This is a genomic window from Litoreibacter janthinus, assembly GCF_900111945.1.
Taxonomy (GTDB): Bacteria; Pseudomonadota; Alphaproteobacteria; order Rhodobacterales; family Rhodobacteraceae; genus Litoreibacter; species Litoreibacter janthinus.
Window position 1 is genome coordinate 1,512,635 of record NZ_FOYO01000001.1, and the last position, 25,381, is coordinate 1,538,015.

Consider the following 25,381-nt stretch of genomic DNA (forward strand, 5'->3'; position numbering starts at 1 on the left):
CAGTTCAAAGCAAATGGCGCGCACAGGATTTACCGCGCACGCCATTGAGTTGGTTTACCCTTTCAGGATCGAGCGGCCTGCGTATTCAGCCGTCTCGCCCAGCATTTCGTCGATGCGGATCAACTGGTTATATTTCGCCAAACGGTCCGAACGCGACAGCGAGCCTGTTTTAATCTGGCCACAGTTTGTCGCGACGGCCAGGTCGGCAATGGTTGCGTCCTCGGTCTCGCCGGAGCGGTGCGACATCACATTCGTGAAGCCTGCACGGTGGGCCATTTCCACAGCCTTCAAGGTCTCGGTCAACGTGCCGATCTGGTTTACTTTCACCAACATTGAGTTGGCGGAACCCTTCTTGATCCCTTCGGCCAGACGCGCCGGGTTGGTGACGAACAAATCGTCGCCCACCAACTGGATCTTGTCGCCCAGCTTGGCAGTCAGAGCCGCCCAGCCGTCCCAGTCATCTTCGCTCATGCCATCTTCGATCGAGATGATCGGGTAATCCGCCACAAGTGCAGCCAAATAATCCACGTTTTCTTCGGACGACAGAACTTTGCCTTCGCCCTTCATGTCATATTTGCCGTCGCGGTAGTATTCGGTCGCCGCACAGTCCAGCGCCAGATAGATGTCTTCGCCCGGTTTGTAGCCAGCCTTCTCGATGGATTTCAGAATAAAGTCCAAAGCCTCACGCGAGGACGAAATCGCGGGTGCAAAGCCGCCTTCGTCGCCAATGCCGGTGGAATAGCCGCCTGCGGACAGTTCTTTTTTCAGCGTGTGGAACACTTCGGAGCCCATACGCACAGCTTCGCGGATGTTCTCGGCGGCCACTGGCATGATCATGAATTCTTGGATGTCGATCGGGTTGTCAGCATGTTCGCCGCCGTTGATGATATTCATCATTGGCACAGGCAAAACACGGGCCGAGGTGCCGCCAATGTAGCGGAACAGGGGCTGTGAGGTGAAATCGGCAGCAGCTTTCGCGGTAGCCATCGACACACCCAAAATAGCGTTTGCACCCAAGCGGCCTTTGTTGTCGGTGCCGTCCAGCTCGATCATCATTTCGTCAATGCCGACTTGGTCCAGCGCATCTTCGCCTAGCAGATTTTCGGCCAATTCGCCGTTTACAGCTGCAACTGCATCAAGAACGCCTTTGCCCATGTAACGCGCTTTGTCGCCGTCGCGTTTTTCTACCGCCTCATAAGCGCCAGTCGAAGCGCCCGACGGAACAGCGGCGCGGCCCATGGTGCCGTCTTCCAGCATTACGTCGACCTCAACTGTGGGGTTGCCCCGGCTGTCGAGAATTTCACGGGCGTGAATATCAATAATTGTGCTCATTGCGAGGGAATCCTTAAGGTCAGGTTGCCGTTGCGGAACGGTATAAGTGCGCTGTGTGACAAGGGCAAGTCTGACACCGTTAGCGCTAACGAAATGTGGGATGTATCACTACCCCCAAGCGTGGGCTCAAGGTGTCATTGGTCTGAGCGACGCACGCCCAAGCCTTCAAGTAGTGGGCCCAAATGGGCTTCGTAGTTGCGCCAAGATTCAGAACTGCCCGGATATATCTGCTGCCGAACTCGTCCCGTCGACGCAGTTTGAACCGAGTGTTTTGTCCTGTGGAAGTCTAGACATTGATCCTCCCAACCCAGTTCGCTGAACTCAAGCAGTCGCCGCGTTTCGCGCTCTTGGTTTTCGGTCAGAAGTTCGTAGTTCATGTCCAGCACACGCCCAGGAAAACGTTCATGCCAGAACGCCATAAGATCTTGATACAAGTGGTAAAACTGCGCGATGCTTTCCTGTGAATACCTGTAGTCATTGCCCGGCGTGACAAAGCTGTGGCGGTAGATTGACCAACACACTGCGCGCGCATCCCGCGAGCAATGAATGACTTTGGCTTCCGGCAATGCTTTCAGAATATACCCGATCCAGCGGAAATTCAGAGGCAGCTTGTCGGTGATGACTGACGCCTCGGTTCCCGCTTCTGCAAGCCCGCCCAGATACCCTGTCCGGACTTCACGCAACAGTGCCTCGCTCATCGGACGGTTCAGCGCGTCTGTCCGGTGCAGCACATTGTTCAAAAGACCTAATTCCCCCGCGCCGTACACTTTGGAGTGGCTCGCGAGAATCTGTTCGGTCAAGGAGGTGCCCGATCGCGGCATGCCCAACACAAAGATGGGTCGGCGGGTCGCTTGGGGCACCGAAAGCTCAGGCACCGATTCTGCGAATATGCCTTTGAGGCGGGCGAACAGTTTGCGGTCCTGTTCGAAGTCGTAAGAAACAGCCTTACCGCGCGCGCGGTTCGCGGCGTCGAAATGCTTGAAGGCCTGATCATAGTCGCCAAAATCATCGTGTGCTTTGCCCAGGGCAAAGTTCAGCCTCATCTCGCTATCTGCGTCCAAGCCGCCCTGTGCCAGCACGCCTTCCATCTCTGCAAGGTGCGGGGTGTCCTTGGTGTACTGCTGGCATTCGGTTAAATTTTGATGCGCGGCAGCATAGGTAGGCGCGATCTGGATCGTTTGACGAAAGCAGGCCGCCGCTGCGTCGCGATCACCGAGATGCATCAGAACGTCGCCCTTGTTGCAAATCGCCTCGGCATATTCGGGCTGCAAACCTATAGCACGGTCCAGCAACGTGAGCGCGTCATCGTTGCGGTCCATATCCTTCATCAGGCACCCAAGATTGTTGAGAGCCTCGGAATAGTTCGGGTTCTGGTCTATCGCCGCGAGATAATGCTTTGCAGCTTCTTTGAAGCGCCCGAGATCACTCAAAACGATCCCCAGATTGTTTTGCGCTTCCGCATAATCCGGGCGTTGTTTGACTGCCGCCTTCAAGGGAACAAGCGCGTCTTCCAAGCGGCCCATTTCCTTCAGGATGATGCCGGTCAGGTTCTGCGTGATCGGGAAATCCGGAAACTCGTGGTCCAAGTCTTGCGCTCGGGACAAGGCCTCGTTGAGGGCGCCGCGTTGGATGGAGTCTACGATTGCCAACAATTGGTCTTGAGAGGGGCGCGACGTCATCTGCGTTTCACTCCGTATAGCTCAAGTCTGTGGCCCTTAAGTGTATAGCCCAACCGTTTGGCGATCCGTTCTTGAAGCTCTTCGATTTCAGGGTCGACAAATTCTATTACCTCGCCGGTCTGCATGTCGATCAAATGGTCATGGTGGTCGCGCTCTGCGTCTTCGTAGCGGGCACGTCCGTCGCCAAATTCCAGCCGCTCCAGCAATCCCGCTTCCTCGAAAAGCTTCACAGTGCGATAGACCGTGGCGATGGAAATACCCTCATCCAGCGCCGATGCGCGGGCATGCAATTCCTCAACATCGGGGTGGTCTTCAGCTTCTTCCAAAACCTGTGCAATCACGCGGCGCTGGCCTGTCATGCGCAACCCGCGCTCGGCCGAGCGGCTGATAATGGATTTTCCCATTTGATGAGACCCCCTTCGTCGTTGCGGTGCATTTTAGGCGCGAGGTCGCCCAGCCTCCACCCCAAATAGCGCCAAAGGCTTGACTTATCGAAGCCAAGGGCGCATTTGCCCTCCATGCTTGCGCACTTATGGTGCCGCGTGAGTTTTGCAAAACCAGCAAAGCACTGCACCGCCGCAGCACACACGTTCCCGATATTCACGCGAATGGGTCCGGTGGGGGAAACGCCCCCACGACCATTTTAACGCGACCTCACCGCCGCTTTAGGCGTGGGGCCACCATGTCACGAGAGGACATGACTTGAACAAGTTTGAAACTTTGGGGATCTCCCCGAAAATTGCCGAGAAGCTCACCGAGAACGGCATCACAAACCCCACTCCTATCCAAGAAGAAGCAATTCCGATCATCCTGACCGGCCGCGATGTTATGGGCTTGGCCCAAACCGGCACAGGCAAAACTGCAGCGTTCGGGCTGCCCATGATCCACAACCTGATCAAAATCGGGACCAAGCCCGCGCCCCGTACGGTGCGTGGTCTGATCCTCGCGCCGACCCGCGAGCTGGCCAAGCAGATCTGCGATAACCTGAAAATGTTCCAAGGTGGCGGCCACCTGAAAATCAATATGGTCGTTGGCGGTGTATCCATCAATCCACAGAAAAAAGCGCTGGAGCGCGGCACCGACATTCTGGTCGCCACTCCGGGCCGTCTGATTGACCTTTTGCAGCAAAAAGCTGTCGTGCTCGGCGATGCGCAATACCTTGTGCTCGACGAAGCGGACCAGATGCTTGACATGGGATTCATCCACGCCCTGCGCCAGATTGCACCCTTGTTGCCAAAAGAGCGTCAGACGCTGTTGTTCTCGGCCACCATGCCCAAGCTGATGGAAGAGCTTGCCGCGACCTATTTGGATCACCCGCGACGCGTGCAGGTTGCCGCGCCGGGTAAGACCGCGGACAAGATCACGCAAAGCGTCCACTACATCGCAAAAGCCGCGAAAAACGATCTTCTGATCGAGTTGATGGATCAGCACCGCGATGATCTGGCCCTTGTGTTCTGCCGCACCAAGCACGGTGCCGAAAAGCTGATGAAGCTGCTCGACAGCAAAGGTTTTGCTGCGGGCTCCATTCACGGCAACAAGTCGCAAAACCACCGTGACCGCTCATTGGCTCAGTTCAAATCGGGCGAGTTGCGCGTCTTGGTCGCCACCGATGTGGCGGCGCGTGGTATCGACATTCCCGGCGTTGGCTTCGTGTACAACTACGATCTGCCCAACGTGCCCGAAAGCTATGTGCACCGCATTGGCCGGACCGCGCGCGCTGGCCGCGAAGGGGAGGCGATCGCGTTCTGCGCTCCCGACGAGATGGGTGAGATGAAAGACATCGAAAAGATGCTCAAGATCACCATCCCAGTTGCGGGTGGGCGTCGCTGGTCTCCGTCTGAAGAAGAGAAAAAGCCGGCACGCGGTGGCGGTGGCAATCGTGGTGGCGGTCGCCCCGGTGGTGGCGGCGGCCGTCGTGGCCAAGGCCAGGGCAAGCCGAAAGCTGCGGGTGGCAGAGCTGGCGAAGCTCCAGCCGGTGGCGCGCCAAAACGCAAGCGCAACCGCCGTCGTCGGGGCCAAGGCCCTGCATCTGCTGCGGCTTAAGTCCTAATGAGCCGTTTCCAGCGCGTAATGGCCATTGTTCTAACAGTGCTCACAGTCTGCTTTGCCGGGCTGTGGGCTTACCTCTTCGCATATGTAACAGCTATGTCCTGCGCCTTTTCCACCAGCGGAAATTGCAGCGCGCCAACCCCATGGGAAATGCGTGGCGAGGATTTGCAGATTTTCGTGCTGATCCCCGGTGCGATTTTTATCGTGCTGCTCGTCATAACAGTGCTGCTTTGGCGGAAGCGATCGTCGGGCAACGTCAAGATGTGAAAAAGGGGCCTCGGAGGCCCCTTGATTTTGTGTCGTTCTCTGAGGTCTTAGAACGGAATTTCGTCGTCGATGTCGCTCGACGGGCTGGACTGACCGCCACCGCCGCCGGATGGCCCGCTGTCATAGCCGCCACCCATTGGGTCGCCGCCGTAGCTTCCACCACCGCCGCCGCCACCATAGTTGCCGCCACCTCCGCCACCGCCGCTTGGACCGTCGAGCATTGTCAGCGTGCCGCCAAAGCCTTGTAGCACAACCTCGGTAGAATAGCGGTCAGCGCCGCTTTGGTCTTGCCACTTGCGGGTTTGCAACTGGCCTTCGATGTAAACTTTGGAGCCCTTTTTCAGGTACTGCTCGGCAATGCGAACCAGACCTTCTTGGAAAATGGCGACGGTATGCCACTCCGTCTTCTCGCGTCGCTCACCTGTGTTGCGGTCCTTCCAAGTCTCGGACGTCGCGATGCGCAGGTTGCAAACCTTGCCGCCGTTCTGGAACGTGCGGATTTCCGGGTCGCGCCCAAGGTTGCCGATAAGAATGACTTTATTAACTGAACCAGCCATGTGCTTGGGTCTCCCGAATCTTAATTTTGTGCTCTTATATCGTCGGTATTTGGTTAATGGGAGACTTACAACCACACTCTGTGGTAGGCGCATTTCTGCGCAGGGGGTGGCGGAACCTCGCAAATCCACTATATTGCGCGAAGTTCGAGGCGGTGAGTGGGACCGGTGTATATGCGTAAGCTCTTGGTAGCATTGACGGCATTCTCTTTAGCGGCGCCGTCTTTTCCAACTCTGTCAGTCGCAGAAGGACTCGCGTCCTCAGGCTCGACCAGCAACAGATCCAAGCTATTTAGCTCGCAAGCGCGCCTTCTTGATGGGCGTCTGTCGTCGCAATACAAAGCTTCAACGAAACTGCAGCCGGGCACAAAAAAGGTGTCTTACGGGGTCTCCACAGCGATACCCAGCTATCGGGGATCGTACAAAGGCGTCTATCTGGAAGACGCCAAAAGCGCGGCCCGCAAGCATGGCGTTCCGACCGATTTGTTCTTGCGTCTTGTTCAGCAGGAAAGCGGCTGGAAGCCCCATGCTGTTTCTCATGCAGGTGCGATCGGACTTGCCCAGTTGATGCCAGGCACGGCGCGCAAACTGAGGGTCAACCCGCGTGACCCGAAGCAAAACCTAGAGGGCGGTGCACGCTATCTGTCGCAGATGTATCGCAAGTTCGGCAGCTGGCGTTTGGCACTTGCTGCCTATAATGCAGGGCCGGGCGCGGTTGAAAAACACGGTGGCGTCCCGCCATATCGCGAGACCCGCAATTACGTGCGCAAAATCCTAGGCAGCTAACGCCGAGCCAGCGCGTCCGACAGGACCGACTGCACTACCTTCGGGTCTACGTCCGACGTGACAAACGCCTCTCCGATTCCGCGGGCCATGATGTAGTTCAGCGTGCCTTGGGTGACTTTCTTGTCCTGCCCCATCAGCGCCACGAGCCCGTCCGCATCCGGCAAGTCGCCTGCGATATCGGAAAGATCGGTTTTCATTCCCATAGCTTTAAGATGGGCGCGCACGCGGCTCGGCTCCTCTTGAGAGCACAGCCCCAGACGTGAAGAGACCTCGAACGCCAAGGCACAACCAATGGCGACACCTTCTCCGTGCAGCAGACGGTCCGAATAGCCCGTCGCGGCCTCTAACGCGTGGCCAAACGTGTGGCCAAGGTTCAAAAGGGCGCGGTCGCCTTTTTCGGTCTCATCGCGCTCCACGATGTCGGCTTTCATCTGGCACGACCAACGCACCGCTTCGATCCGCTTGGCGACATCGCCACTTGCCAAATCGGGGGCGTTAACTTCCAGCCAGTCGAAAAACGCCGCATCGCCAAGGAGTCCGTATTTGACGACCTCGCCATAGCCGGCAAGAAAATCGCGCTCGGTCAATGTGCCAAGCACCGCCACATCCGCCAGAACCAAAGTCGGTTGATGGAAAGAGCCGATCAGGTTTTTACCATGCCGCGAGTTGATGGCGGTCTTGCCCCCGACAGAACTGTCGACCTGCGCCAGCAAAGACGTTGGGATCTGAACGAACCGGACACCGCGGCGCAAGATGGCTGCGGCGAAGCCGACGAGATCGCCAATAACACCGCCCCCGAATGCCACTACCATGTCGCCACGTTCGACCTTTTGTTCCAGCAGCCATTCGACCGTTTCAGTCAGGTATCGCCAGCATTTGGTCGCTTCTCCCGATGGCAGTGTGAGGTGGCACATCTCTACTCCCGCCGCCGCCAACCCATCGCGCAAGGCCGCCAGATGCAACGGGCCAACTGTGTCATCCGTGACCACGGCCACACGAGGGCGGGTCAGAAATGGGGTGATCCAATCGCCAGCTCCGGCAAGTAACCCGTGGCCAATTTCAATGCGGTAGCTGCGGTCGCCCAAGGCCACCTGAACGGTTTCATGAGGGTGCATCACGTTTCAGCGTCCTTCAGCAATTGGGCATCTTTCAGCGTTTTGATGACCTTGTCGGCCATGGTGTCGATGGAATATTCGGCGCGCGCTTCGACACTCAATTTTGCAAGCGAATAGACCGGAATGCGGGCATTGTAGATCTCGGTAAGCGTAGCCAGCGGATCGTCCGTACGCAAAAGGGGGCGGGTCTTCTTGTGCCGCACACGGTCCCACAGCAACGGCAAGTCGGCTTTCAGCCAAACCGAGACAGCCTTTTCATCAATCATTGCGCGGTTGGCCTCACTCAAGAAGGCGCCGCCGCCGGTGGACAGCACGGCTGGCACACCATCCAGCAGGCGGGAGATCACTTCCGTTTCCCGGGCGCGAAAGAAGGCTTCACCATCGCGCTCGAATATCTCGGCGATAGACCGGTTCGCCGCGCGCACCAATTCCTCGTCGCTATCCAAGAATGGCACGCCCAATTTCCGCGCAACGGCCCCACCAATGGCGGTTTTACCGGCGCCCATCATGCCGACAAGGACCAACGGTCGGGTCAAGGTCATGGGTCTGGGTGGCATTCTCTCGCTCAATTTACTGATTTCTGCTCTGAATGGAGTGAACTTGCGGGAAAAGCCATATATGAATCAAAACAGAGGCGCAAAGGGCGGCAGCAAAAGTTGCCCCAGTAATAAGGCAGATGCAGCGTGATACGGCTTTTAAAAGCTTTGGTTTTCCTGATCGTGATAGGAATCGTCGGCATTGTCGGCTATGCCTACTTGGGCGACCTGACGCCAAACCGGGTCGAGGTGAATCAACCGGTTACGTTGGATGCGAATTAAGACCACTGCTTCGACCCTTGCTGCCCTAAGCTTTCTTATGCTGGCTCAACAGGTCCGCGCCGAGGAGCCGCTTTCCGCAATCGACTGGCTATCGGACGTGGTTGAAACGCCACAAACCGTGGCACCACCTGTCCTTCCGCAGGCCAAGCGTGCTAATGACGTAGCCCAATCCGCAACTCCGGCATCAGTGGTGACGACGACCCTGGGGGCGCCAAGTCGTGATGCCGTTGGCCTTGTGCCGGGATCTGTCAGTGGCTTGCCAGTGCGATTTTGGGGCAGCAGCACGTCAATGGCGCTCGCAAAGGCGATGGGCGACTTGCGCCCCGATTTACCACCGCCTTTGGCGGAACTCATGCGGCGTGTGTTGCTGGCAGAGCTGGCCCCGCCCGTGGATAGTAGTTCCAAAGAGATTTTGTTTCAGGCGCGCGTCGATGAATTGCTCTCCTTGGGTGCACTCGATCAGGCCAAGGCGTTGCTCGACCGTGCAGATCCCGGCACTGCCGCCCTGTTTCGGCGGTGGTTCGATGTCAGCCTGCTTACCGGCGAGGAAGACGTGGCCTGCACCCGAATGTTGCGCCAGCCAGACCTCTCCCCAACATATCCAGCACGCATTTTCTGCATGGCACGTGCTGGGGACTGGGACGCGGCAAACCTGACTTTGAGCACGGCCAAAGCGCTAGGTGTTATGACCCCCGAAGAAGACGCATTGATGGCACGTTTTCTGGACCCTGAGTTGTTTGAGCGCGAAGCGCCTCTGCCGGTGCCAAGTCGTGTCACGCCGCTTAGCTTTCGTATGCACGAAGCCATCGGCGAGCCGCTGTCGCTCTCGACCTTGCCCAACGCCTTTGCCTTTGCAGGGCTGTCCGAGAATGGGGGCTGGAAGCCGCGCATTACGGCCGCAGAACGCCTTGCACGCACTGGCGCGATCTCCTCTTCGCGCCTTTTGGCAATCTACACCGAACGCCAGCCTGCCGCCTCCGGCGGGGTTTGGGATAGGGTTGATGCAGTGCAAGCCTTCGACACCGCGTTGGCCGCACGCGATCCAAACGCCGTTGCGGCCCAACTTCCAGATGCTGTGCGCGCAATGCGTCGTGCAGGGCTCGAACCCGCTTTGGCCAACATGTTTGGGGAAGCGTTGTTGAGCTTGCCCCTCCTGGACACCGTCCGCTCGGACGCGACCCGCCTTGCGCTTTTGTCGCCCGCCTACGAGTCTGCCGCAAATTCCGATGTTATCGCGGCCAACACGCCGTCCCTTTGGCGCGCGGTTGCGCGGGGCGACGTTGCGACCATCGCAAAAACCGCAGAGGCGGGTGGATTGGATGCTTTGGAAAGCGCAATCGCCGCAGCTTTCACCGCTGCAGGCCCTGCGCCGGAGTTGGAGCTTTTGATCAAGGATGGAAATTTGGGCTTGGCGACGCTGAAGGCCGTGAAGATGATGGAGGACGGTGCCAGCGCCGACCCGCTCGCGCTTGAGAATGGGCTCCGCACGTTGCGCAATCTCGGGTTCGCGGACATTTCGCGGCGCATGGCGCTCCACACGCTTATCACGAGGCCGCGCAGTTGAGTTTCGCTGCTCCGATGTCGCGCTGGATCGAGACATTTTTGGACGCCCAGTCGGCCGAACTCGACGCCTCCGAAAACACGTTGCTGGCTTACGGGCGCGACCTGATCGATTTTTCGGGATGGCTTTCGGACCGCGGCCAGACATTCGAAACGGCGACACGCGCAGATGTGGAGGATTACCTGATCCACTGCGACGATCAGGGGCTTGCGCAATCCACTCGCGCGCGCCGGTTGTCCGCGATCAAACAGCTATACCGTTTCGCCTATGAGGAAGGTTGGCGCGAGGACAATCCTGCCATCCAGATCAAAGGTCCAGGGCGCCGGAAGTCTTTGCCTAAAACCCTGAGCGTCGAAGAGGTCGATCGCCTGTTGGGTGCTGCGCAAACCTCTGCGCGCAGCCAAGATGATCGTTTGCGCAACACCTGTTTGATGGAGCTGCTTTATGCCACCGGAATGCGGGTGAGCGAGCTTGTGACCCTGCCGGTTTCTGCGGCGCGGGGCGATCCGCGCATGCTGCTGGTCAAAGGGAAGGGCGGGAAAGAACGCATGGTGCCGCTCGCCGCGTCCGCGCGCGATGCTCTGGCGGTCTGGATCGACACCCGTGATGCGCAGGATGCAGCCGCTCAGAGCAAGGGCAAGCCGTCATCGAAGTTCCTGTTCCCGTCGCGAGGCAAGCAAGGCCACCTGACGCGACACCGCTTCTACATGCTGATCAAGGAACTCGCTGTCGCTGGTGGCGTGGACCCGTCCAAAGTTACGCCACACACCTTGCGCCACGCTTTTGCGACACATCTTTTGGCAAACGGGGCGGACCTGCGTGCGATCCAAACGCTTTTGGGCCATGCCGACATCTCGACCACCGAGATTTACACCCACGTTCTCGACGAGCGGCTCAAAGACCTCGTGATGGAGCATCACCCGCTCGCCAAAGGCTAACGGCGCAAGCACTGTGGCAAGACATCTTCGGATGGCCAAAGACCGTTGACCAACCCTGTCTCGTACCCCTGTGTCAGTCCCGCGGCTTCCATCGCGCCCCGAGCCGCGCGGGTGTCATAGGTAAGACTGTGAAATCTGACGCCATCACCAGACAGTATCGCGTAACGTGTCTCGGCCCGCCCGTCATGGGGCGGCATTCCAATTACACCTGCGTTGATCCACGTCTTACCCGCAACGACGCGTTCAAACGGTATGCCGGAATGCCCGCAAATAATCCCGTCTATTGAGCCAACCTGCGCTTCGATAGTGGCAAACTCGGCGTTAAAAACGGCGCTGACATCGCTGGGCCAGATAAATCGTGCCACGTCGGTCGCGCCGCCATGGATCACCACGTAGCGCTTGCCCGCATGGGAAAACGTCAGCCAGTCCGGTGTGTGGCCCCAGAACTCCGCTGCGCGCGGGCCGATCTGGCGGGCCGCATGCTCAAACCACGTCTTTGACGCAAGATCACAAACCGTGCCCTCTTCAAAGCCGCAGCCACAATCCGATGCGCCGTCCAGAAGCTGTTGTTCGCAATTTCCAAGGATCGTGGGGCAGTCAAATGTCGCCAATAGTTCGGCGCAGGCCAAAGCGTCCGCACCATATGCTATCACATCGCCTGTAAAAATGCAGCGCTCGGCAGGGATCGAATGGCGCTGCGCCGCCGCGATCAGGGCCTCAAACGCTTGCACGTTTGAGTAGGCACCACCGAACAGCAGGAGATCGCCCTCTAATTCTCCCAAGTCGCGGATGTTGGTCATGTGGCGGTTTCCCTTGAAGCAGGGGGCTTGGCACCCCATAACTCTCACTTAGCTTTCTTTTACAGGACCGAAAACCCGGATGGACGACACGGCAACAATCTTTGACAGCGCTTTCTGGCTCACGGCAGGCGGCATTTTCGTTCTGTTGCTTTTGTCAGCGTTCTTTTCCGGCTCGGAAACGGCTTTGACCGCTGCTTCGCGGGGCAAGCTGCGCAGTCAGGCTGACAAAGGGTCCCCGGGGGCAGAACGGGCGCTGAGGATCACCGAAGATAACGAAAGGCTGATCGGCTCCGTCCTGCTGGGCAATAACCTTGTGAACATTCTCGCGGCGTCGTTGGCGACGGCGCTGTTCACCAAAGCATTCGGTGAAAGCGGTGTGGCTTGGGCGACGTTGGTAATGACGCTATTGGTGCTGATTTTTGCGGAAGTTCTGCCCAAAACCTATGCCATCACCAATTCTGAAACCGCCGCCGCGCGGGTCTCGGGACCGATTGCTATCGTAGTGCTGGTATTTGCCCCGATGGTAACAGCCGTGCGCGCCCTTGTGCGCGGGATGCTGAAGCTGTTTGGCGTGGAAACCGACCCCGATAGTCATATCCTGTCGGTGCATGAGGAAATCGCTGGTGCATTGGCCTTGGGCCACGAGGAGGGCGTTGTTCACAAAGAGCAACGCGATCGTCTGTTGGGCGCGCTTGATTTGAACGACCGCGACGTTGAAGAGATCATGCTTCACCGCTCCGAAATCGAGATGATCAACGCCGACGACCCGCCGGAGCGGATTCTGAGCCAGTGTCTGCAAAGCCGTTTCACTCGTTTGCCTGTGTATCAGGGCGAGCAGGAAAACATCGTTGGCGTCATGCACGCCAAAGACCTGCTGCGCGCGGTCGACAAAACCCTGCGCGGGCCGGACGGGATCACCGGCGACCTCAGCGACTTCGACATTATGGAAGTCGTGCGCAAACCGTATTTCGTGCCGGAGACCACCGCTCTGGACGACCAGATGCGTCAGTTTTTGCGGCTGCACACACACTTTGCGTTGGTGGTGGATGAATATGGTGCGTTGCAGGGGTTGATCACGCTTGAGGATATTCTTGAAGAGATCGTGGGCGAGATCACCGATGAATTTGACGTGGCTGAGGTGCAGGCATTGAAGCCGGAAAGCGACGGCAGCTATGCGGTGGAAGGCGCGATGACCATTCGCGACCTGAACCGTATGGCGGATTGGTCCCTGCCCGATGAAGAGGCCAACACGGTCGCAGGGTTGGTCATTCATGAAGCACAATCGATCCCAACCAAAGGGCAGGTTTTCTCGTTCCACGGCTTCCGCTTCGAGGTGGTTGAGCGCCAGCACAACAGATTGACCAAGCTAAAAGTGAGGCCCCTGTGAGCACGCCGCGCAAGATCATCATCGACACAGATCCGGGGCAAGACGATGCCGTGGCAATCTTGCTCGCCTTGGCGTCACCGGAAGAATTGGACGTGCTGGGTGTAACTGCCGTAGCTGGTAACGTGCCGCTGCCGCTGACGCAGAAAAACGCCCGCATCGTGTGCGAACTGGCGGGGCGCCCCGACGTCAAAGTCTTCGCGGGATGTGATGCGCCGTTGTCGCGCAACCTGGTCACGGCAGAGCATGTCCACGGCAAAACAGGGCTTGATGGGCCGGTAATGCCAGACCCGTCCATGCCGCTTCAGGATCAGCACGCGGTTGACTTCATCATCGAAACGCTGCGCGCGCAACCAGCAGGCACTGTCACACTGTGCCCGCTTGGCCCGCTGACGAATATCGCCAGCGCGTTTGAGCGTGCGCCCGACATTGTTGAGCGGGTTCAAGAGATCGTTCTGATGGGCGGTGCCTATTTTCAGGTGGGCAACATCACGCCGGCCGCTGAATTCAACATCTATGTCGACCCTGAGGCAGCGAAGATCGTCTTCGGGTCGGGCGTGCCGATTGTGGTCATGCCACTGGATGTCACCCACAAAGCACTGACAAACCGTGCGCGGGTCGAGGCGTTCCGCTCTCTGGGCAACGAAGCGGGTCGCATGGTCGCCGAATGGACCGACTTTTTCGAACGGTTCGACAAGGAAAAATACGGCTCCGAAGGCGCGCCTTTGCATGATCCGTGTGTCATCGCCTACCTGCTGCGCCCAGAGCTGTTTAAGGGCCGCCATGTGAATGTCGAGATCGAAACAAGCTCTGATCTGACGCTTGGCATGACCGTCGCGGATTGGTGGGGCGTCACCGATCGCGCGCCAAATGCACTGTTCATGGGGGATTTGGACGCGAACGGGTTCTTCACGCTCCTTAATGAGCGGATAGCGCGACTGTGATCCCGCCAAAGTTCGATAACTCATACGCGCGCCTGCCGGATCGCTTCTATACTAAACTGCCACCTACGCCCGTCGCGAACCCATCGCTTATCGGATTAAACCATACGCTCGCCGATCAAATGGGCTTGGACGTGGCTTGGTTGCGCTCCGACGACGGGCTGGCCATGCTGGCGGGCAACGCGATGCCCAACGGGGCCGACCCGCTGGCGCAGGCATATGCAGGACATCAGTTTGGAGGTTGGTCGCCTCAGCTCGGGGACGGTCGCGCAAATGTGCTGGGCGAGGTCGTCGGCCCCGACGGCGGGCGCTGGGATATCCAGCTCAAAGGGTCCGGCCCAACACCTTACTCAAGGATGGGAGATGGTCGGGCAGGGCTTGGCCCCGTGATGCGGGAATATATCGTCAGCGAAGCCATGCATGCGTTCGGTGTGCCCACAACGCGGGCACTCGCAGCCGTCAGCACGGGCGAGACAGTGGTGCGCGAAACACTTTTGCCGGGGGCGATCCTGACGCGTGTGGCGCGGTCGCATATTCGTGTGGGCACATTCCAGTTCTTCGCAGCGCGACAAGATCTTGAGGCGCTGGAGCTGTTGCTCGCGCATGCCATCGAACGGCACTTCCCCAATCTGGCGGCGCGTGATGCGCTTGGCTTTCTGAAGGCGGTTATTGCTGCGCAGGCGGAACTCGTCGCAAAATGGATGGGGCTGGGCTTCATCCATGGCGTTATGAACACTGACAACACCCATGTTGGCGGCTTGACCATCGACTACGGCCCGTGTGCCTTCATGGATGCCTATCACCCCGCGACGGTGTTCTCGTCCATCGACCAAGGTGGACGCTATGTCTACCAAGGTCAGCCCGAGGTGCTCGTGTGGAATCTCGCGCAGCTTGCGTCCTGTTTGTTGCCCTTTATCGACAGTGACAAAGATAAAGCTGTTGCTGCCGCGCAAGCTGCCTTGGGCGAGTTTGGCGACATTTATACCGCAGCGTGGAAACGCGTGTTCTTTGCCAAGATCGGTTTTTCCGTGGGCGGAGACGCGGAGGTTGCTTTGGTGCAGGATTTATTGACGCGCATGGCCAACAATCAGGCTGACTTCACACGGCTCTTCCGCGCTATGGCGCGCGGGCAGGGTGCACGGGACGAATTTGTAGATCCGACCAGCTTTGACGAATGGGAAGCCGAATGGGGCGGTGGCGACGCGGACATCATGCGCGCGGCCAGCCCCGCGATTATCCCGCGCAATCACCGTGTGGAGGAGGCTATCCAAGCCGGTATAAATGGCGACTACGCGCCGTTCCATCGGTTGAACGAAGCGCTTGCGCAGCCCTTTGAAGACCGCTCGGAATTTGCCGATCTGGAGGCCGCGCCAAGCGAGCAACAGGTCGTGCGTCAGACCTTCTGCGGCACCTGAGCCTTTGGGGCGCGGTTGATCAAAACGATACCAACCGCCACCAATCCCAGTGCGCCAAGAATGGATACGCCTATTTGCTCCCCCAGCAAAGCCCATCCCAGCAGCACCGAAAGCACCGGTGACAGGAATGAGAAACTGGCAACGCCGGAAGCAGGGTAAATCGATATGAGCCACAGAAAGAAGATGAAGCCGAAGGTCACGACCACGACAATCTGAAATGCCAGCGCGGCATAGTGGATCGGTTGCGGATCACGAAACAGCGGCCCAAACAAGGGCGCCACCGCGAGCAAAAGAACCCCAGAGACGAGGACCTGATAGAATAGTTGCACTTCAGGGCGTACAGTCCTTAGCGGCGTGATCTTGACCAACAACACCAAGAGCGCCCAACTCATGGCGGCCCCCAATGCGCATAAATCCCCTAATAGGGATGCTTCTCCCCCGTCGCTGCGGTCAAGAATGGCCCACGCGACCCCAGTAAACGCCAAAACTAACCCGAGTGCCTTTCGAGAGGTAAGACGATCGCCAGGGATCAGGAAATGTGCCGACAGCGCCAACCACACGGGCATCGAATAAAAGATCACCGAGGCGCGGGAAACAGTCGTCAAATCCAGCGCTGTAAACAGCAGAATGAACTCGACCGAAAATACACAGCCAATCAACACAGCGGATGGCACCACGGGCCGCGGGATCGCCACAGGCATGCCGCGCCATCGCATCCAAAGTAAAATGCAAACGACCGCGCCCGCCGAGCGGGCCCCCGCAAAGAAGACGGGCTGGAACGCGTCATTGGCCACCTTGATGACCACTTGATTGAACGCCAGCAGGAGGGCAAGTCCGACCAATGAGGCTGCGCCAAAGGCGTCAATATGAGGCTTGGGGGTCATCGCGGCTCCACAGCTTTGTGCTTACCGCAACTGAAGTCTAAAGAGCTCTCTGTCAATCGCATGGATCGCGCCATCGCGCAGGCGGGAAACCAAGGGGCTGCCATTTGCGGCTGGTTTGCGGTGCAGAATGGGTTAGGTTGGCCAAAATTGCTCCGCCAGAGGGCGATACATTCGGACAGTGACACGGAGCCATACATGGATCTTCTGCAAATCGCCTCGCTTCTGCTTGTTTTGGCAGCGGCGTTTGGAACGGTGAATTACCTTTTCCTGAAGCTGCCCTCCTCAATCGGTATCCTTATTGTTGCTTTGATGGCGTCGCTTGGTGTGATGGGCGTCGATGTGATCGCGCCACATTTGGGCGTGGCCGACCAAGTGCGCTCCTTGGTGAAGTCCATCGACTTCTCGGAAGCCCTGCTGGAAGGCATGTTGGGCCTGCTTTTGTTTGCGGGCGCATTGCATGTGAAGTTGGCGGATTTGCGCGGCGAATGGCGCGTAGTAGCTCTGATGGCGACGCTTGGTGTCGGGCTGTCCACGGTCATTGCAGGCTTCGGGTTCGCGTGGATCACTGGCATGCCGATCATGATAGCACTTGTGTTTGGCGCGCTGATCTCCCCGACCGACCCTGTGGCGGTGCTGGGCGTATTGCGGCAGGCCAATCTCAAGAAAAGCATGGAAACCAAGATCGCCGGCGAAAGCCTGTTCAACGACGGCGTTGGCTACGTGGTGTTCTTGGTGCTGGTCGGCGTCGCCTTTCCGGCTGTGGATGCCCACGGTGAGGTTCACGGCGGAGGCGGTCTGGCAGATGCGGCAAAGCTATTCCTGCAGGAAGCTGTGGGTGGGGCCTTGTTGGGTGTAATGCTGGGCTGGCTGACCTTCCGCGTCATGCGCAGGATCGACGACTATTCGCTAGAGGTTCTGATCACCCTCGCGCTGGCTTTCGGCGGGTATTCGCTGGCGGTCTATCTGCACATTTCTGGTCCAGTCATGGCCGTGTGCGCTGGCCTGTTTATCGGCGATGTCGGTGCGAAATACGGAATGTCCGAAATCACGCGCCGCTATGTGGACGGGTTCTGGAAGCTGATTGATGAAATTCTGAATGCGGTCTTGTTCCTGCTCATCGGGTTCGAGGTTTTCGCGGTCGCCTTCTCAATGGACGGCATCATCGCTGGCGCGCTTGCTATTGTGCTGGCCTTGATCGCAAGACTTGTCGCGGTTTCTGTCCCCGTCCTGCTTTTGCGTCCGTTCCGCGAATTCTCGAAGGGCGTCATCCCGATTATGACATGGGGCGGCTTGAAGGGCGGCATATCGGTGGCGCTGGCCCTGTCCTTGCCAGAAAGCGAGTGGAAGCCGGTGATCCTGACCGCAACCTATGTCGTCGTGATTTTCTCGATCATTGTGCAGGGGCTGACTGTGGCGCCCTTGGCAAAGCGGTTGGGACGCGAGCCGGAACTGGTCTGACTTTCCCCCTAGACGTCTGCCCATGCCGACCCCATTCTTTATCGGGAAGGGCCCCGCTGCGGTGGTCTGCTGCATCTTACGGAGAATAGAATATGTCATTGATGAATATGGTCACCAAAGTCGCCATCGGGTTTGCCGTCGCTAAAGGGATGCAAAAGGTCCAGCAGGCGGGCGGCATTGGCAAGGTGATGGAAGGTCTGAAAGGCGGCGGATCAAACGCTGGCGGCGCTGGCGGTCTGGGCGGCATGCTAGGTGGCATGGCAGGTGGGGCAGGTGGTTCTGGCGGTCTTGGCGATATGCTGGGCGGCCTCACGGGGGGCGCGTCCGGTGGCACCGGCGGTCTGGCTGGGGGTCTTGGTGGTATTGGCGGGCTTTTGGGCGGGCTGGCAACGGCTCGCGGTGGCTCCGGCGGATCGCTGGAAGACCTGCTGAGCCAGGACAATCCGGCAGAAGAGCCTGCCGCCGAAGACTCAGCCGGCTTGATGATCCGCGCAATGGTCATGGCTGCCCGGTGTGACGGTGAAATCGACGCGACAGAAAAAGAAACGCTGATGGCGACCATCGGCCAAGACGCAACCGAAGCCGATATGGCCTTCGTGCGTGACGCGATGGGCGAGCCTGTGGATGCAGAGAAACTCGCCAGCGATACGCCCGAGGGACTGGAGACGCAGGTCTATTCCATGTCCGTCATGGCAATCGAGCCGGACAACCGCGCCGAAGCCAAATATCTGCACGAATTGGCGACAGCTCTTGGGATCGGTCAGGCCACCGCGAACGAGATCCACGACAGTTTCGGCGTCCAGCGGCTTTACAGCTGATAGCGCAAACTGTGGCATAGTGTGCCTTGCGCCCTCCTCGTTCTGCGGCTTTAGTCGCCGCAAGAATGAGGAGGGACCCCACATGACCTATGCAGATATCTACAAACGCTCGCTTGATGATCCAAATGGGTTCTGGATGGAGCAGGCTGAGGCCATTGATTGGGTCCAAAAGCCCTCAAAGGCGCTCTTCGCTGACAAAGCCCCTCTCTATGAATGGTTCAAGGATGCACAGGTTAACACCTGCTACAACGCCGTAGACCGCCATGTTGAAGCAGGCAATGGTGACCGAGTGGCAATCATCTATGACAGCCCCGTCACCCACACCAAGCACGAAATCACCTATGCGGAGCTGCAAACCCGTGTCGCGTCTCTCGCAGGTGCACTGCGCTCCAAAGGTGTCGAAAAAGGGGATCGCGTCATTATCTACATGCCGATGGTGCCTGAAGCGCTTGAGGCGATGCTCGCCTGCACGCGTATTGGCGCCGTCCACTCGGTGGTCTTCGGCGGGTTCGCCGCCAACGAGCTGGCGGTGCGGATCGACGATGCGACTCCCAAGGCAATCATCGCGGGCTCCTGTGGGATCGAGCCCGGGCGGGTGGTGCATTACAAACCTCTGTTGGATGGTGCCATCGAACTGGCAGCACACAAGCCGGATTTCTGTGTCATCTTCCAGCGCGAGCAGGAAGTGGCCAAGCTGATCGAAGGCCGCGACTACGACTGGCATGCCTTCCAATACGGGGTTGAGCCTGCGGAATGCGTTCCCGTTTCCGGAGATCACCCAGCCTATATTCTCTACACCTCCGGCACCACCGGGCAGCCCAAAGGTGTTATGCGCCCGACGGCCGGCCATCTGGTCGCACTGAACTGGACGATGAAGAACATCTATGATGTTGAGCCGGGCGATGTGTTCTGGGCCGCGTCGGATGTCGGTTGGGTCGTGGGCCACAGCTACATTTGCTACGGCCCCCTGATCCACGGCAACACCACGATCGTGTTTGAGGGCAAGCCCGTCGGCACGCCCGATGCTGGCACCTTCTGGCGCGTCATTCAGGAGCATAACGTCAAAAGCTTCTTCACCGCGCCAACAGCGTTCCGCGCCGTGAAGCGTGTCGATCCCGATGGCGAGTTCATCAAGAAGTACGATCTGTCCTGCCTGAAGACCGTGTATCTTGCTGGTGAGCGGGCGGACCCCGACACAATTGAATGGATGCAAGAACACCTCAAGAAGCCGATCATTGACCATTGGTGGCAGACCGAAACCGGCTTCACCATCGCGGGCAACCCGATGGGAATTGAGCCAATGCCGGTCAAGATCGGCTCGCCCACGGTGGCGATGCCGGGCTACGATGTGCAGATCCTTGACGAGGGCGGTCACCAGATGAAGCCGGGTGAGTTGGGCGCTATCGCGATCAAGCTGCCTTTGCCGCCGGGCACTTTGCCAAATCTGTGGAACGCCGAAGATCGTTTCGTCAAAAGCTATCTGACTGCTTTCCCCGGATATTACGAAACCGGCGATGCAGGCATGATCGACGAGGACGGGTACCTCTACATCATGGCCCGCACCGATGACGTGATCAACGTCGCAGGTCACCGCCTGTCCACCGGCGGGATGGAAGAGGTTCTGGCAAGCCACCCGGATGTGGCCGAATGCGCGGTCATTGGTGTCAGCGACGAATTGAAAGGCCAGTTGCCGATGGGCTTTCTGTGTCTGAGCAACGGCGTGAACCGCCCGCATGAGGAAATTGTCAAAGAGGTCGTCAAACGGGTGCGTGACCAGATCGGCCCCGTGGCGGCGTTCAAGCTGGCCTGCGTGGTGGATCGGTTGCCCAAGACGCGGTCTGGCAAGATTTTGCGCGCGACCATGGTGTCAATTGCGGATGGCAAAGACTTCAAAATGCCTGCGACGATCGACGACCCTGCGATCCTTGATGAAATCGCGGAAGCCCTCAAAGGGTTGGGCTATCCTCACCAGTCCTAGGCCAAATGCGGGCGGGGTTGCCCCCGCCTGCCTGACTTGACCAAGAAAAGATCAACGCGCCCAAGCTTTTCCCCGCTGCGGGGCATTGAATCTCCGCGCCGTGCGCTTCACTATCGCTCGAAACGTCTTGGGGGACATTCATGTCTGATCTGCTGCCACATGCGCTGTCGGTTCGAGAGAACGCGCACGCGCCGTATTCCAAATTTCACGTGGGCGCCGCACTGCGCACCAAGGCGGGCACGATCTTTGTGGGCTGCAATGTAGAGAACGTTGCCTATCCCGAAGGGACCTGTGCGGAGGCTGGCGCGATTGCTTCCATGGTGGCCGCAGGAGAGCGCGAGATTGCGGAAGTCTGCGTTGTGGCAGGCTCGCCGACCCCCGTGCCTCCGTGTGGCGGGTGCCGCCAGAAGCTGGCCGAGTTCGCAAAGGGGGATGTGCCAGTTACACTAGCGACGACCGCAGGCACGCTGGAGCACACCACAGTTGCAGCCCTTCTGCCCGGTGCTTTTGACGCAGGGCACATGGCCTAAAGCATGGATGCTGCTCAGATCATAGGCAAAATTCGTATGCGTGAACCGGTCAGCGCCGCCGAGTGCCGCTGGTTCGGGAAAGCATTGGCAGAGCAATCCGGCGTAAGCGACGCACAGGCGGGTGCATTCGCGATGGCAGTTGCTATGGAGGGTCTTGGGGCAGACGGCCGCGTGGGCCTGACCGAAGGTATGCGCGACAGCGGCGACGTGCTGCGCTGGAAACTGCCCGGGCCGGTGCTGGACAAGCACTCCACTGGCGGGGTCGGCGATCCTGTTTCCATGGTGCTGGCCCCCGCATTGGCGGCCTGTGGGGCCTATGTTCCAATGGTGTCCGGTCGCGGGCTTGGGCACACTGGCGGAACGCTGGACAAGCTAGAATCCATTCCTGGCTATATCAGCGGCGTCACGACCTCCAAATTGCAACATGTCACGCGCGAGGTTGGATGCGCCATCGTCGGGGCCTCGACGCAAGTCGCGCCTGCGGATCGTCGCCTCTATGCCATCCGTGATGTGACGGCGACGGTGGACAGTATCGATCTGATCACCGCGTCGATCCTCGCCAAAAAGCTGGCCGCCGGATTGCAGGGCTTGGTGCTCGACGTGAAAACTGGCAACGGGGCGATCTTGCAAGACGCCGCACAAGCCAAGCGCTTGGCCTTTTCCTTGGTCGAAGTCGCCTCAGGTGCTGGCTGTCCGACGACGGCCCTGATCACCGATATGTCCCAGCCCCTTGCGACCGCTGCGGGCAATGCGGTCGAAATTCGCGCCGTGATGGAGGCGCTAAGTGGCACGGGCCAAAAACGCCTTCGCGAAGTGGCGCTGGCTTTGGGCGCAGAATTGCTGCGCAACAACAAGCAGATGAAGCTCGACGCGGAAACAGCATGGAACTTGCTCAACGACGCGATTACCTCTGGCGCCGCGATGGAGCGGTTCTGCCGCATGGTTGCTTACTTGGGTGGTCCGACTGACTTTGATGAAAGCTGGCGTTTCTGCCTGCCAGAGGCCAACATCGTGCGCGAGGTGTTGCCGCTTGCCACAGGTCACGTGCGCGCCATCGACACCCGCGCTTTGGGGCTTGCGGTCGTCGAAATGGGCGGCGGGCGCCGCCGTGAGACCGACCGGATCGATCCTTCAGTGGGTCTGTCCGCATTCAAACGCATCGGCGACAAGGTCGACAAAACGACGCCGCTTGCCATGGTTCACGCCGCCACCGAGGAAGCCGCCGCAAAAGCGGAACGTGCCGTGCGCAAGGCGTTCCAGATCGGCGCAAGCAAAGTCCCAGCACCGGAACTGTTTGTTGACAGGGTGGCCGTGTGAGCCGCGCTTTCCTTGTCGTTCTGGATTCCGTCGGATGTGGCGGTGCTCCGGATGCCGCACGTTTCGGCGATGAGGGCGCAAATACCCTTTTGCATATTCACGAGCAGGTTGGCCTTAAGATGCCGAACCTGATGAAGCTTGGGTTAGGGGCTGCATTAGGTATCTCGACCGCCGAAACCCATGGGCTGCATGGCGTCGCCCGCGAGGTGTCGCTCGGCAAAGACACTCCATCCGGCCATTGGGAGCTCGCGGGCGTGCCTGTCCCTTGGGATTGGCACTATTTCCCCGATACGCATCCCAGCTTCCCGCCAGAGATTTCCGCGATGGTTGCCGAGTTTTGCGAAACCGACGGCATTCTGGGCGACTGCCACGCCTCCGGCACGGATATCATCACGCAGTTCGGCGAGGAGCATTTACGCACCGGTAAGCCCATTTGCTACACCTCCGCCGACAGCGTGTTCCAGATCGCAGCACATGAAGAAACTTTCGGGCTGGATCGCCTGTTACAGCTTTGCCAACACATGGCCCCGATCCTGCACGGGATGAATGTCGGACGTGTCATTGCCCGACCCTTCGTTGGTGAAGATGTCGCCAGTTTCAAGCGCACGAAAAACCGTCACGACTACGCGATGAAAGTCCCATCGCCGACCCTTCTGGATTGGGCCAAGGCGGACGGGCGCGCAACCTTCGGCGTCGGTAAGATCAGCGACATCTTTTCGGGTCGCGGGGTGGATGAAAGCCGCAAAGGCTTCGACGACGTTCTGATGGGGCACCTGTCCGATTTGGTCGATGAGGCCCCCGACGGCGCGCTGGTGTTTGCCAATTTCGTGGAATTCGATAGCCTCTACGGGCACCGCCGCGACCCCGCCGGCTATGCTGCGCATCTTGAGTGGTTTGATGAGGCTATCGGGCCGGTGCTGGACAAACTGCGCGACGGTGATTTGATGCTGTTCACGGCCGATCATGGCAATGACCCCACATGGACAGGCAATGACCACACCCGCGAGCAAGTGCCCGTTGTGGGCGCTGGCGTCGGGGCCAAAGATATCGGGCAGGTCATGTTCGTGGATGTCGCGGCGTCGGTTGCCGATCATCTGGGCCTGACGGAACGCGGCCCCGGAAGGAGCTTTCTGTGACAATTCCCAAGATCGAACTGCATTTGCACATTGAAGGCGCAGCACCTCCCGCCTTCATCCGTGGGCTGGCGCAAGAGAAGGGCGTTAATCTGACCGGTGTGTTCAACGAAGACGGCTCCTACAAGTTCGAGGATTTCAGCCAGTTCCTGCGCGTTTACGAGGCCGCTTGCACCGTTCTTACCGGTCCAGAAGAATTTGGCCGTCTGACCACGGCGGTGTTGGAGCAGTCGATTGAGCAAGGTGTGATCTATACAGAGGCGTTTCTGTCCCCTGATTTCTGCGGCGGCGGTGATGTCGGTGCGTGGCGCGAATATATGCATGCGATGCAAGAAGCAGCGGCAAAACTACCCGAGATTGAAATGCGCGGGATCGTTACCTGCATTCGCCATTTCGGGCCGGACAAGGCGAAGGCTGCCGCAAGATGCGCCGCCGAGACGGCTGGCGATTTCATCACCGGTTTCGGGATGGGCGGCGACGAGATGCAAGGCAAGCAAGGCGACTTCGCCTATAGCTTTCACATGGCCCGTGAGGCGGGATTGCGCCTAACCACGCATGCCGGTGAATGGGGCGGTGCCGACAGCGTCAGGCAAGCCGTCCGCGATCTTGAGGTGGAACGCATCGGCCACGGCGTCCAAGCCATCGACGACGATGCGCTTGTCGATCATCTGGCCGAGCACGAGATCGTTCTTGAGGTTTGTCCCGGCTCGAATGTGGCGCTTGGGGTCTATTCTGATTGGCACTCGCACCCGATTGAAACCCTGCGAGAACGTGGCGTGTTGGTGACCGTTTCCACCGACGATCCGCCCTTCTTCCATACCAATCTCGGCATGGAATATGATCTTCTGGGCCATCACTTCGGCTGGGAAGACGACACCGTGCGCGAGGTCAATGTCACCGCGGCCAAAGCGGCCTTCTGCGACGACGCAACGCGCGAGAAATTACTCAAAGCACTGGAGCCCGCATCATGACCGATATCCCTCACCTGACCGTCGTGAACCATCCTTTGGTGCAGCATAAACTGACGCTGATGCGTGAGAAGGACACCCCGACCGCGGTGTTCCGGCAGCTGCTGCGCGAGATCAGCCAGTTTCTGGCCTATGAAGTCACGCGCAATCTGGAGATGGAAACCAAGCGGATCGAAACCCCGATCCAGCCTATGGATGCCCCTACGCTTGCGGGTCGCAAATTGGCGCTAATCTCGATCCTGAGGGCGGGCAATGGATTGCTCGACGGCATGCTGGAGCTGATCCCGTCAGCCCGCGTGGGGTTTGTGGGCTTGTACCGCGACGAGGAAACACTTCAGCCGGTGCAGTACTATTTTAAGGTTCCCGATGCGCTGGACGAACGCATGGTCATTGCGGTTGATCCGATGTTGGCCACGGGAAATTCTTCGGTCGCAGCTATCGACCTTTTGAAGAAAGCAGGCGCGAAAAATATCCGTTTCCTTTGCCTTTTGGCCGCGCCAGAAGGCGTCGCGCGGATGAAGGAAGCGCATCCTGACGTGCCGATTGTGACAGCTTCGGTAGATAGTCACTTGAATGACAATGGATATATTGTTCCAGGGCTAGGTGATGCGGGAGACCGCATGTTCGGCACAAAATAAGGTAGTTTCCGGCTTTAC

At 58.8% G+C, this 25,381-nt stretch carries 25 protein-coding genes; 17 read left to right on the forward strand and 8 right to left on the reverse strand.

Features of this window, described 5'->3' with window-relative positions; all coding sequences use genetic code 11:
- Positions 1-54 precede the first annotated feature (54 nt).
- The 3 genes from eno to BM352_RS07540 all read right to left on the reverse strand — a co-directional run bounded on the left by eno (position 55) and on the right by BM352_RS07540 (position 3,415).
- Entirely contained in the window at positions 55-1,332 is a 1,278-nt protein-coding gene (eno, locus tag BM352_RS07530) for a phosphopyruvate hydratase (RefSeq protein ID WP_090214571.1), read from the reverse strand.
- Positions 1,333-1,466: 134 nt separating this feature from the next.
- On the reverse strand, positions 1,467-3,011 hold the full coding sequence (locus BM352_RS07535) for a tetratricopeptide repeat-containing sulfotransferase family protein (protein WP_090214574.1): 1,545 nt from the start codon (positions 3,009-3,011) through the stop codon (positions 1,467-1,469).
- Entirely contained in the window at positions 3,008-3,415 is a 408-nt protein-coding gene (locus tag BM352_RS07540) for a Fur family transcriptional regulator (protein ID WP_090214579.1), read from the reverse strand. Before BM352_RS07540 ends, BM352_RS07535 begins: the two co-directional genes overlap by 4 nt.
- A 298-nt stretch (positions 3,416-3,713) precedes the next feature.
- Here BM352_RS07540 and BM352_RS07545 point away from each other — a divergent pair, with 298 nt between their 5' ends.
- On the forward strand, positions 3,714-5,054 hold the full coding sequence (locus BM352_RS07545; RefSeq protein ID WP_090214582.1) for a DEAD/DEAH box helicase: 1,341 nt from the start codon (positions 3,714-3,716) through the stop codon (positions 5,052-5,054).
- A gap of 6 nt (positions 5,055-5,060) precedes the next feature.
- Positions 5,061-5,327: a hypothetical protein gene (locus BM352_RS07550; RefSeq protein WP_175500645.1), complete on the forward strand. Its 267-nt coding sequence runs from the start codon at positions 5,061-5,063 to the stop codon at positions 5,325-5,327.
- A 47-nt stretch (positions 5,328-5,374) separates the two neighbouring features.
- Here the strand turns inward: BM352_RS07550 and BM352_RS07555 are convergent, their stop codons facing one another.
- Positions 5,375-5,884, reverse strand: a complete 510-nt coding sequence (locus BM352_RS07555) for a single-stranded DNA-binding protein (RefSeq protein ID WP_090214590.1) — start codon at positions 5,882-5,884, stop codon at positions 5,375-5,377.
- 171 nt (positions 5,885-6,055) lie between these two features.
- Here BM352_RS07555 and BM352_RS07560 point away from each other — a divergent pair, with 171 nt between their 5' ends.
- Positions 6,056-6,667, forward strand: a complete 612-nt coding sequence (locus tag BM352_RS07560) for a lytic transglycosylase domain-containing protein (RefSeq protein WP_090214593.1) — start codon at positions 6,056-6,058, stop codon at positions 6,665-6,667.
- Here the strand turns inward: BM352_RS07560 and aroB are convergent.
- Both aroB and BM352_RS07570 read right to left on the reverse strand, forming a co-directional pair.
- A complete protein-coding gene (gene aroB / locus BM352_RS07565) occupies positions 6,664-7,782 on the reverse strand; it encodes a 3-dehydroquinate synthase (RefSeq protein WP_090214598.1) in 1,119 nt (372 codons plus the stop codon). The two genes, BM352_RS07560 and aroB, sit on opposite strands and share 4 nt — an antisense overlap.
- Positions 7,782-8,324: a shikimate kinase gene (locus tag BM352_RS07570; protein WP_245780936.1), complete on the reverse strand. Its 543-nt coding sequence runs from the start codon at positions 8,322-8,324 to the stop codon at positions 7,782-7,784. The genes aroB and BM352_RS07570 overlap by 1 nt, the downstream gene beginning before the upstream one ends.
- Positions 8,325-8,465: 141 nt before the next feature.
- Here BM352_RS07570 and BM352_RS19220 point away from each other — a divergent pair, with 141 nt between their 5' ends.
- From BM352_RS19220 to BM352_RS07585, 3 genes are read left to right on the forward strand one after another with little or no spacing between them, the layout of a single operon-like run.
- Positions 8,466-8,600 carry a hypothetical protein gene (locus tag BM352_RS19220; RefSeq protein ID WP_090214606.1) on the forward strand — a complete coding sequence of 45 codons (135 nt, stop codon included), beginning with the start codon at positions 8,466-8,468 and terminating at the stop codon, positions 8,598-8,600.
- The gene (locus BM352_RS07580; protein ID WP_139229802.1) at positions 8,590-10,164 is read left to right on the forward strand and encodes a hypothetical protein; all 1,575 of its coding nucleotides are present in this window, start codon (positions 8,590-8,592) and stop codon (positions 10,162-10,164) included. Before BM352_RS19220 ends, BM352_RS07580 begins: the two co-directional genes overlap by 11 nt.
- 14 nt (positions 10,165-10,178) lie before the next feature.
- The gene (locus tag BM352_RS07585) at positions 10,179-11,099 is read left to right on the forward strand and encodes a site-specific tyrosine recombinase XerD (RefSeq protein WP_090214615.1); all 921 of its coding nucleotides are present in this window, start codon (positions 10,179-10,181) and stop codon (positions 11,097-11,099) included.
- Here the strand turns inward: BM352_RS07585 and BM352_RS07590 are convergent.
- Complete coding sequence (locus BM352_RS07590) at positions 11,096-11,899, reverse strand: metallophosphoesterase family protein (RefSeq protein ID WP_090214620.1); 804 nt, start codon at positions 11,897-11,899, stop codon at positions 11,096-11,098. The genes BM352_RS07585 and BM352_RS07590 overlap by 4 nt on opposite strands.
- A gap of 79 nt (positions 11,900-11,978) precedes the next feature.
- Between BM352_RS07590 and BM352_RS07595 the strand changes: the two genes are divergently transcribed.
- From BM352_RS07595 to BM352_RS07605, 3 genes are read left to right on the forward strand one after another with little or no spacing between them, the layout of a single operon-like run.
- Entirely contained in the window at positions 11,979-13,286 is a 1,308-nt protein-coding gene (locus BM352_RS07595; RefSeq protein WP_090214623.1) for an HlyC/CorC family transporter, read from the forward strand.
- On the forward strand, positions 13,283-14,227 hold the full coding sequence (locus tag BM352_RS07600) for a nucleoside hydrolase (protein ID WP_090214626.1): 945 nt from the start codon (positions 13,283-13,285) through the stop codon (positions 14,225-14,227). The genes BM352_RS07595 and BM352_RS07600 overlap by 4 nt, the downstream gene beginning before the upstream one ends.
- Positions 14,224-15,639 carry a protein adenylyltransferase SelO gene (locus BM352_RS07605; protein ID WP_342713597.1) on the forward strand — a complete coding sequence of 472 codons (1,416 nt, stop codon included), beginning with the start codon at positions 14,224-14,226 and terminating at the stop codon, positions 15,637-15,639. The genes BM352_RS07600 and BM352_RS07605 overlap by 4 nt, the downstream gene beginning before the upstream one ends.
- On the opposite strand, the gene BM352_RS07610 is transcribed toward BM352_RS07605, so the two are convergent.
- A complete protein-coding gene (locus tag BM352_RS07610) occupies positions 15,618-16,523 on the reverse strand; it encodes a DMT family transporter (protein ID WP_090214630.1) in 906 nt (301 codons plus the stop codon). The genes BM352_RS07605 and BM352_RS07610 overlap by 22 nt on opposite strands.
- A 195-nt stretch (positions 16,524-16,718) precedes the next feature.
- Here BM352_RS07610 and BM352_RS07615 point away from each other — a divergent pair, with 195 nt between their 5' ends.
- The 8 genes from BM352_RS07615 to upp all read left to right on the forward strand — a co-directional run bounded on the left by BM352_RS07615 (position 16,719) and on the right by upp (position 25,363).
- The gene (locus BM352_RS07615) at positions 16,719-17,981 is read left to right on the forward strand and encodes a cation:proton antiporter (RefSeq protein ID WP_090219964.1); all 1,263 of its coding nucleotides are present in this window, start codon (positions 16,719-16,721) and stop codon (positions 17,979-17,981) included.
- Between the two features lie 92 nt (positions 17,982-18,073).
- Complete coding sequence (locus BM352_RS07620) at positions 18,074-18,799, forward strand: DUF533 domain-containing protein (RefSeq protein WP_090214633.1); 726 nt, start codon at positions 18,074-18,076, stop codon at positions 18,797-18,799.
- A gap of 82 nt (positions 18,800-18,881) precedes the next feature.
- A complete protein-coding gene (gene prpE, locus BM352_RS07625) occupies positions 18,882-20,777 on the forward strand; it encodes a propionate-CoA ligase PrpE (RefSeq protein WP_090214636.1) in 1,896 nt (631 codons plus the stop codon).
- A 140-nt stretch (positions 20,778-20,917) separates the two neighbouring features.
- Entirely contained in the window at positions 20,918-21,307 is a 390-nt protein-coding gene (locus BM352_RS07630) for a cytidine deaminase (RefSeq protein WP_090214641.1), read from the forward strand.
- A 3-nt stretch (positions 21,308-21,310) separates the two neighbouring features.
- Positions 21,311-22,624: a thymidine phosphorylase gene (locus tag BM352_RS07635; RefSeq protein ID WP_090214645.1), complete on the forward strand. Its 1,314-nt coding sequence runs from the start codon at positions 21,311-21,313 to the stop codon at positions 22,622-22,624.
- On the forward strand, positions 22,621-23,760 hold the full coding sequence (locus tag BM352_RS07640; protein WP_090214648.1) for a phosphopentomutase: 1,140 nt from the start codon (positions 22,621-22,623) through the stop codon (positions 23,758-23,760). Before BM352_RS07635 ends, BM352_RS07640 begins: the two co-directional genes overlap by 4 nt.
- On the forward strand, positions 23,757-24,728 hold the full coding sequence (locus BM352_RS07645) for an adenosine deaminase (protein ID WP_090214651.1): 972 nt from the start codon (positions 23,757-23,759) through the stop codon (positions 24,726-24,728). Before BM352_RS07640 ends, BM352_RS07645 begins: the two co-directional genes overlap by 4 nt.
- Positions 24,725-25,363 (forward strand): uracil phosphoribosyltransferase, encoded by a 639-nt coding sequence (gene upp / locus BM352_RS07650; RefSeq protein ID WP_090214654.1) that lies wholly within the window; start codon positions 24,725-24,727, stop codon positions 25,361-25,363. Before BM352_RS07645 ends, upp begins: the two co-directional genes overlap by 4 nt.
- The last annotated feature ends 18 nt before the right edge of the window (positions 25,364-25,381 follow it).